Source organism: Streptomyces sp. NPDC046900, from assembly GCF_040644975.1.
Classification (GTDB): Bacteria; Actinomycetota; Actinomycetes; order Streptomycetales; family Streptomycetaceae; genus Streptomyces.
The window spans coordinates 1-8,508 of sequence record NZ_JBEYXD010000166.1 but is presented as its reverse complement, the minus strand read 5'-3'; the positions used below and the strand labels follow the sequence as shown (position 1 = coordinate 8,508).

General features: G+C 66.4%; 6 protein-coding genes and 1 pseudogene. 4 read left to right on the top strand and 3 right to left on the bottom strand.

The genetic code is table 11. The features are described from left to right. Positions 1-355 precede the first annotated feature (355 nt). The 3 genes from ABZ904_RS49435 to ABZ904_RS49425 all read right to left on the bottom strand — a co-directional run bounded on the left by ABZ904_RS49435 (position 356) and on the right by ABZ904_RS49425 (position 2,830). Positions 356-832, bottom strand: a complete 477-nt coding sequence (locus tag ABZ904_RS49435) for a GNAT family N-acetyltransferase (RefSeq protein ID WP_361830735.1) — start codon at positions 830-832, stop codon at positions 356-358. 106 nt (positions 833-938) lie between these two features. Then, the gene (locus ABZ904_RS49430) at positions 939-1,499 is read right to left on the bottom strand and encodes a GNAT family N-acetyltransferase (protein WP_361830733.1); all 561 of its coding nucleotides are present in this window, start codon (positions 1,497-1,499) and stop codon (positions 939-941) included. 329 nt (positions 1,500-1,828) lie between these two features. After that, on the bottom strand, positions 1,829-2,830 hold the full coding sequence (locus tag ABZ904_RS49425; protein ID WP_361830730.1) for a nitroreductase family protein: 1,002 nt from the start codon (positions 2,828-2,830) through the stop codon (positions 1,829-1,831). A gap of 508 nt (positions 2,831-3,338) precedes the next feature. Here ABZ904_RS49425 and ABZ904_RS49420 point away from each other — a divergent pair. From ABZ904_RS49420 to ABZ904_RS49405, 4 genes and pseudogenes are all read left to right on the top strand, one after another. After that, a complete protein-coding gene (locus ABZ904_RS49420; protein ID WP_361830727.1) occupies positions 3,339-5,789 on the top strand; it encodes a SpoIIE family protein phosphatase in 2,451 nt (816 codons plus the stop codon). Between the two features lie 124 nt (positions 5,790-5,913). Continuing rightward, entirely contained in the window at positions 5,914-6,312 is a 399-nt protein-coding gene (locus ABZ904_RS49415) for a hypothetical protein (RefSeq protein ID WP_361830724.1), read from the top strand. Positions 6,313-6,432: 120 nt separating this feature from the next. After that, positions 6,433-6,999 carry a hypothetical protein gene (locus tag ABZ904_RS49410; protein ID WP_361830721.1) on the top strand — a complete coding sequence of 189 codons (567 nt, stop codon included), beginning with the start codon at positions 6,433-6,435 and terminating at the stop codon, positions 6,997-6,999. A gap of 70 nt (positions 7,000-7,069) precedes the next feature. After that, positions 7,070-8,419: pseudogene (locus tag ABZ904_RS49405) on the top strand (ISKra4 family transposase); the annotation flags it as partial. Between the last annotated feature and the right edge of the window lie 89 nt (positions 8,420-8,508).

Here is an 8,508-nt window from a genome sequence, read left to right as displayed (position 1 = left end):
GTTCGAGAGGAGTAGCAGGCGTGTCCCGGCGGCATGGGTTGCTCTGGGTACGGACACGACCGCGGGGTCGGTGTGGGTCCACATGTCGGTTGGAGCCGCCCAGCCCGAGGAGGCCGCCGCCGGATGACCGGGAAGGCGACGGCGATGGCGGCTGCGACAGTGGCGAGTCCGGGGCGCCCGGTGCCCGGCCCGGTTCATGACTCGCCGCGGTGTCGTGTGGCCGCGCCTTCTCCCCCGTCGTCGCCGAGGCCCGCCCCTCGGCCGAGGCGGAGCCCGGCGCCGCCAGCCAGCCCACCACAGCCTGAGTAGCCCAACAGCACCCGCCTGCACCACGCCTTCACGCACCGTCAGACATCTAGATACCCCACAACGTGACAACACCGCGATGCCGCCTACCACCAGCAGTTCCTCGCCGAGCTGCTCGACGCCCCCACGGCGCGGGTCGGATCCCGCTGCCGGACGAGTGGGAGGTCCGCGGACGCCATTGGGCCATCCGAGCCACCAACGACCGGGGCACTTCACCGGCATAGCCATTGCCCCACCAGCCACGAGCGATCTGGACGCCGATCTCGAAGTCGATGTTGTCGGGAGGCAAAGGCAGCAATGAGACCGCGCTGACGGTGTGGCCGATGGCGAGATCAGTGACCTTCCAACGGCTGAGTGGTTGCTCGATGGTTGCGCTGTCTGCGCCCCATCTGGAAACCAGATGCTGCATGGCAGCCATGTCCGGAGAGGGGTTCATGGCCGGCGTCAACCATCGAGCAGCCTCTCCGTCACCGAAGATACTCAGGGCCGCTTCAACATCGGACATCGTCCACGGAGCAAGTTGCAGGCGTGCGGTCCGAACTAGTGCTCCGAGGATGTCGACCGAATGCGAGCTCTAAGTCATCTCCTCTACGTCGGCGATTGCACAGGTTTCGGTGCGATCCGGGCGTTCGTCAGTTGGCGCGTTCGCGCGGTGCGCGGTCGGGTACCGTCGCGCGGCCCGGGAAGCGGCTGTCGACGAGTTCCTTGTATTCAGGGTGGTCGGCAATGTAGTCCGCCACGAAGGGGCAGTAGTTGGTGAGCTTCAGGTCTTGCGCTCGTAGATCGTCCAGTGCGTGTTTGACAAGCCGGGTTGCGATCCCTCGGCCCCGGTACTCAGGCTCAACGACTGTGTGGCTGAGCGTCACGCGTTGATTGCCATGCGGTGTGTGGTAGACGATCATGCCGACAACCTGTCCGTCGACCACGGCTTCGTATGATCTGCTGTCGCCGTTCTTCTGCACATTCATCTCGGGGTTCACTGGGTTTCCCTTGATATTTCCTTGAGTAGCGTGGTCTTCGCTGCTTGGGGTGAGGTCGCCGTTTCCGGTGGCGTCGGTGCGGACGCGTTCCAACGCAACGCCGAGAGCGACGGCGATGGGTTCACAGTTGTGCGCGGCACGAGCGAGCGTAAGGCTGCTGCCCGGCCAGGGCTTGACGGGACCACTCGTCTTGATGGACAGCTGAACGGGCATCGCGCCGAGCCCAGCTGGTTTCACGGGGTGTGAGGAGCGAGGGCTGCCGGCGCGAGTGACTGAAGGGTGCGGTCAGGTGCCATCTTGAGTCGACCAGTGGTGAGCATGGAACTTCGAACGTCGTGCTCTAAAACTTTGCGTTAGCGCTCCCATCGGAGAAGGTCAGCGTCAGCGTGTACGCTTCGGCGGTCCGCGACCGACATCGCGCAGGCCGTGACGACCGGCGGCGCCTGCCGCCGGTCTGGCCCTCCGGAGTGTGCCGACATCGAGGACCGAGGTGTCCGAGGCCGGTGTACTTCAGCCACGGTCCTTCCCGATGCCGTGGATGTTTAGCGGAAAGTGAACAGCTGGTCGGATTCGAAGCGCGAAATCGGGTTGCTGTACACCTTCGCGGGGTCGGGGTAGCCGAGGAGCATCAGCACTGTCGTGGTGTATCCGGTTTCGCGGATCTTGAACGCCTCGTCGACGCAGACCGGGTCGAACCCTTCGAGTGGCATGGCCTCGACGCCGAGCTCAGCGGCCGCCATCATGGTCATGCCCAGCACCATGTAGGTCTGCTTTTCCATCCAGTGTTTCATGTTCTCGTCGCCGTACATGCGCGGCAGGCTGAGGAAGTTGAGGAAGTCGTCGTTCATTGACTCCCGCAGCTCCTGCTGTGCCGGGTCCGGGAACCGGACATCGGCCCTCTCCTTCGAGAACACCGCCTCGACGTGGCTCTCGGGCAGATCTACCCGGGTGGTGAGGATGATGGCGTGCGACGCGCGCAGGATCTTCTCGCCGTTGTCGAAATCGCCCAGGTTGTTGGCAAGCCGCTCTTTGCCTTCGGGTGTGCCAAGGACGTAGAAGCGGTTGGGCTGGATGTTCGTCGACGTAGGCGCCGAGCGCAGGAACCTCAGCAGCTGCTGAAGGGTTTCCTCGGGAATGGTCTTGCTGGGGTCGAGATACCTACTGAGGTGCTTGCTCATGAGCTTGTCGAGATTCACGTCAATCTGCCTTCTTCTTGTAATCAGCAGGTAAGGAGCGGTGGTTCGTCGAGTTTGGGCTAGTTCTTGCCGCGGGGAAGTAGTTCGCTGATGCGCTCGAAACTGATGCCTGTCGCCGCCGAGGCGAGGTCGCCCCTGGATGAAGTTGTCGGCGCGGCCCGTAACGACGATCCGCCCCCTGGCCGCGTCGACAGCGCTACGTACGCGATTGACTGCCTCGTCGAAGCCGCGGATCGGTTGATCGGGATTGCCCGAGGTGTACTCGCCCTCGATACCGGCCAGACCAAACTCCACGGCGACATCAACGGTCGCGGCGACATCTTCAGGCGTGTCGCCGTAACCGTCCACGACGCCGTCTCACCTCGCTGCGGGACATGACCCAAGAGTCGCCTAACGCCAATGGGCGCACAATGCGAAATAATTTGAGCCAGCCCATGTGTGAGACGAAGGCACAATGTTGGACTAAATGGTCCAGTCAGGTGATCGATCAGGCCCGAGCCGGCCTGGCTCGAGGCGGCCTGAAGTCGCTCGTTCCGACCGGCCGAATGGTGCACGGCGTAGCCTTGATGGGGCTGCGAGCTGCAGATTTACTGATCCGATGCGACATTGACCGGCCTGCATCCAGCGCGGCCGACTCGGCCTGCCGGAGAGGGTTGCGTAGAAGGTTTTGGTCTGTATAGTCCTAATTTGACGTCCTGGTGGTGAAGGATCCGGAACTCGCCGCCGACGGATTCACCCCTCGCAATGCAGGTCACCAGGCGCCCGGCGCAACCGACGCCACCGGCCAGGTTGCGGCCAACGCAGGTAAGGCCTGCGGCGGATCACCTACGCACCTACGCACCTGATGGGAACCATAATGATGAGCACTGACCAGGCCGCACTCTTGGAGCCGCTGAGGCTGCGCGAGATATCCGACGCAGCGATAGCGGTGATCGACGAGCAAGGGACGGTGGTCGCGTGGACGCAAGCCGCTCAGCACGTTGTCGGGTACTGCGCTGAGGACGTGGTGGGCCGGTCCGCCACACTCGTGCTGCCGTCCTCGGAGGAGGCGCTGGGGGTATCAGCGTTCGCCGAGCAGTGCCGTGCCCAAGGTGGCTGGTCCGGCACCGCGGCAATCCGCCACCGCGACGGCCGCACGCTCAACCTGAGCCTGCGTCTCCTGCTGCTGCGGGGACAGGACGCAACCCACCGGTGGCTGGTATCCCTGACCGACATAGGCGCGTTGTCCTCGGGGATGGTGAACGGATCGGTGCGGGAGTCGCTGCTTGCCCGTGCGCCGGTCGGCATCGCCATTCGTGACCCGCAACTGCGCTGTACCTGGGTGAACGACACGATGGAGCATGACGGCATTTCCCGTGACCGGCGGCTCGGCCGCCGACTCACCGATTCACTGCCCGGCTTTGAGGCCGAGGCCCTTGAAGCGGTGATGCGGCAGGTGCTGGCGAGCGGCACTTCCGCGGTCCACGAGTACCGGGCATGGCCGCCGGAAGATCCGCGCCGGGAGCATGCGTTCGCGGCCTCGTTCTTCTGCCTCCAGGACGCGGACGGCCAGGCACTGGGGGTGTGCTCCTTGACCGTGGATGTCACCAGCAACCAGCGGGTGCGCGAGCGCCTTGCCGTCCTCAGCCAGGCCAGCACGCGCATCGGGAGCACCTTGGACGTCATGCAGACCGGACAGGAACTGGCCGGCCTCGCCGTGCCCCTGTTGGCCGACTACGTCACCGTCGACCTGGCGGAGTCGGTTCCATTCGGCAAAGAGCCCTCTGCCCGAATCGACCCAATGTACGATCGCCCCACCGTGTTCCGCCGTGCCGGTCAGGCCTCGATCCACCCAGGAACGCCAGAGTCGGCCTTTGTGCGAGGGGAGACGGTTTTCGTCCCCCCGACCTCGCCGCTCGCCACCGTTCTGCGCACGGGAAGGTCCCACCTGGAACCGATGCTGGACGCCTCTCCTGGGACATGGGTCGACCAGGATCCAGCGTGGGCGCAAAAGATCCGGGAGTACGGGATGCACTCCCTGATGATCGTGCCCATCATTGCGCGGCGCGCCGTCCTGGGTGTCGCGCTGTTCAGCCGCAGCGAGGACCCCGTTCCGTTTCATCAGGATGACCTGCTCCTCGCCGAGGAGCTCGTCACCCGGGCCGCGCTCTCCTTGGACAACGCCCGCCAATACACTCGCGAACACACCACGGCCCTCGCCCTGCAACGCAACCTGCTCCCCCACCGTTTGACGGGCGGCCCGGCGGTCGAGGCGGCGGGGCGCTACCTGCCGGCCGACACGGACGCCGGCGTCGGAGGCGACTGGTTCGATGTGATCCCGCTGTCCGGCGCCCGGGTGGCCCTCGTCGTCGGTGATGTCGTCGGACACGGCATCAACGCAGCCGCGACCATGGGCAGGCTCCGCACCGCCGTACGCACGCTCGCCGACCTGGAGCTGCCTCCCGACGAACTGCTGGCCCACCTCGATGACACCGTCCAGCGACTGGCCGAGGAAGACGCCGACGCCGCGGACCAGACCCCCACGGTCGTAGGCGCCACCTGCCTGTACGCCGTCTACGACCCGATCACCCGCCGGTGCACCATGGCACGGGCCGGGCACCCCCCGCCCGCCATCATCCGCCCACAAGGCCAGGTCACCTTCCCCGACCTACCCACCGGAGCCCCACTCGGCCTCGGCCTCGGGCTGGTCCCCTTCGACGCCGTGGAAGTCGAACTGCCCGAAGGCAGCCTGCTCGCGTTCTACACCGACGGCCTGGTCGAATCCCGTGACGACGACATCGACGTCGGCATGCACCGCCTCGGCACCGCCCTGGCACAACCCGAACAGTCCCTGGAAGACTTGTGCTCCTCAGTGATGGAAACCGTGCCGACTCAGGCAGCACCCGACGACGTCACCTTGCTCCTTGTCCGGACCCACACACTCAACGCGGCCCACATCGCCTCCTGGGACCTGCCAACCGAGCCGACCGTCGTCAGCACCGCCCGGCACCTGGCCGCCCATCAACTCAGCGCATGGGGGCTGGAGCATCTCGTGCCCACAACAGAGCTGATCATCAGCGAACTGCTCACCAACGCTGTCCACCACGGCGCCGGCCCGATCCGGCTACGACTCATCCAGCACCAAGCCCTGACCTGCGAAGTCTTTGACAGCGGAAAGTGCTACCCGCGCCTGCGCCATGCCCGCATCGTCGACGAAATCGGCCGGGGACTGTTCCTGATCGCCCAGTTGTCCAGCAGGTGGGGCTTCCGCCCCGCAACGGGCGGCAAGCTCGTCTGGGTCGAGCAAGACCTGCCGTCCACACTGTAAGGCGGAGATCGATGATGGGTGCAGTTCCTCTGAAGGGAGGGGCCGAGCTGGGGATTGCTGAGCGGGTGTCTCCGATGCTGAAGATTGATCGCGCTGGTCAACGGGCTCTCGCTAGCATTGGCGGATGGCTCGCAGCGATAAGAGGGCACGATGTCTCGTGGTCGAGGGGGAGAACTTCCTCTGGACCTTGAGCCACACCCACCGCCCCCTGGGCAACGGTCAATACGAGGTCTGCTGCGAAACCCTCGTCATCCGCCAGTTCAAAGCGAGGGGGCGTCTCCGCATCGTCTTCCAGGCAGGCTCCGGCAGGCTTGTCCCTGACGGGTACCTCATGCCATCCGGAGCCGTCGGCACGGAGCTCGGCAGAACGGTGAACCTGCACGAGCCGGGCACTGTCAGGACCCTGCTCGACGCAGCCCTGAAACGCGGTTGGCGTACCGACGATCCCGTGACTGAAGAGATTGACGGCTGGAGCATCTTCGATGAGGTGGTCCAGTACCGCGGCGCGACTTCGCCCGACTGAGCTGTCCGCATGGACGGCTGGTTCTGATCCTCCGTGCTGCCGGTCAACCCTCAGCGGCAAACGGTTGAGTTTCAGAGTCACCGGGCAGCGGGGCTGTGTTCGGGATTTCTCGTCTCTACCGTGGTGGTGGAGGAGGCGTGGCGGATGGGCTCGCTGTTCGAGGAGTTGGAAGCGCGCGAGGCAGCTGCCCAGCTTCGGGTGGAGGAGCTGGAAGCCGAGGTCGCAGAGCTGTCGGGGAAGCTGGAGTTGGCCAGGGCGGGGCTGGAGCGTCTCCGGATCACGCGGGAGACAGTCACTGAAGTGCTGGCGGAGATGACCCCGGAGAAGCCGGCTGTCGCGATCGATGCCGACCGGTCGATCGAGGGTGAGCCGGTGGTGTCGGCCTATGCGGGGGCGGAGCGGCACGTCATCGGGGTGCTGACGGTGCCGAACTGGCAGCCGGGGATGGGGGCGGAGGTCCTGCCGGGGGTGTATCGGGACATCGTGGAGGTGGTGGCGGATGCGCCGGGGCCGGTCCGTGCCAAGCAGATCGTGCCGAGGATCGGGCTGCCGGCCGAGACCGGGAAGATCGAGGGCACGCGGTCGAAGTTGAAGCGGCTGGTGGAGCGGGGCTGGCTGGACGAGGATGTCCCCGGCCTGTTCACTTTGGCCCGCCGCCGGGGTGGCGTTTCGCCCAACTCCCGTTAACAACAGGGCTCTTCCACGCCTACATTCGAAGGTGCGACCCAATCGATGCTGGACGGGAAGAGCCCTGGAGATGACACCGTACGACACTCATGCCATCGCTGACCCCTTTGCCGACTCCTTCAGCGCCTTCGAGACGCTGACCACCATGCTGTCGGGCAGCGATGCGGGCACGTGGACCCACACTGAACTGGAGGAATACCTCGACGCGGCCGGGCGGGAACTGCTTCGCCTCTTGCTGCAGGACCATCTTGACCTGCGCGCGGTGCGGGAGGAGGAACAGGTTCGTTCCGGTGGCGTCCCGGTCGTAGTGGGTCCGGAAGGCCGGGTGCGGCCCTGGCGGGAGACGGGACACTCGCGCTGGCTGGCCAGCGTGTTCGGGATGGTCCGGGTTACTCGGGTCGCCCACCGGGGCCGGGGTGTGGGCAATGTCCATCCCGCTGACGCTGTGCTGTCGCTACCAGCGGGCCGGCATTCGACGGGATTACGGCGGCTCGCGGTGACCGAGGCCGTCCGCGGCTCGTTCGACCAGGCCCACCAGGCGGTGACACGCCGCTGCGGGAACGTGCTCGGCAAGCGCAGGCTGGAAGAGCTCGTGGTCGCCGCCGCGGTCGACGTCGACGGCTTCTACCGGACCGTGATCCCGGTGCCGTACAGCCGCGAGATGCCGCTGGTGGTCCAGGTGGACGGCAAGGGCGTGGTCATGCGCCCGGAGGCCCTGCGCGAGGCCACCCGCCGGGCCGCTGAGAAAGCCGCCGCCGGCCATCGTGGCCGGCTCGCGCCGGGCGAGAAGCCGAACCGGAAGCGGATGGCGACCGTGGCCTGCGTCTTCGACACCCGACCGGCGCCCAGGCGCCCGCACGATGTGATCCACCCGCCCGGCGGCCGAAGCGGCGAGCGTCCCGCCCGTCCGGGGCCGAGGGCGGAGAACAAGTGGTGCACCGCCTCACTGGTCCGCCCGCCCGAGCAGGTCATCGCCGACGTCTTCGACCAGGCCGAGGCCCGTGACCCGAAGCACCTGCGGCCGTGGGTCGTCCTGGTCGACGGCGCCCGTCACCAGCTTGACCTGATCGCATCAGAGACCGTCCGACGCGGCGTCACGGTCCACGTCCTGCTGGACTTCGTGCACGTGGCCGAGTACGTCTGGGCCGCCGGCCGCGCTTTCCATAAACCCGGCACCACCGAGGCCGAGGCCTGGGCGGCCGACCATCTGACCGCGATCCTCGCGGGTCACGCCGCCCGGGTCGCCGCCGAGATGACCGCCCAGGCGGAGCGGGAACACCTGTCGGGCTCCCGGCGCGAGGCCGTCGACGCCTGCGAGCACTACCTGACCGGGCACCTCGACCAGCTTCACTATGACACCGCGCTCAACAACGGGTGGCCGATCGCCACCGGCGCGGTCGAGGGTGCCTGCCGCCACCTGACTGTTGACTGAACTACCGTGCTTGTCTTCGCAGTTCACGGCATGGGGTCGTGTCGTTGTGGCTACCGTCTGGGCGCATGGCTGAGGCT

What these genes read in the sequence shown, in the direction of transcription:
- ABZ904_RS49430 (WP_361830733.1), bottom strand. Translation starts at nt 1,499, where the DNA reads ATGCCCGTTCAGCTGTCCATCAAGACGAGTGGTCCCGTCAAGCCCTGG.
- ABZ904_RS49420 (WP_361830727.1), top strand. Translation starts at nt 3,339, where the DNA reads ATGATGAGCACTGACCAGGCCGCACTCTTGGAGCCGCTGAGGCTGCGC.
- ABZ904_RS49415 (WP_361830724.1), top strand. Translation starts at nt 5,914, where the DNA reads ATGGCTCGCAGCGATAAGAGGGCACGATGTCTCGTGGTCGAGGGGGAG.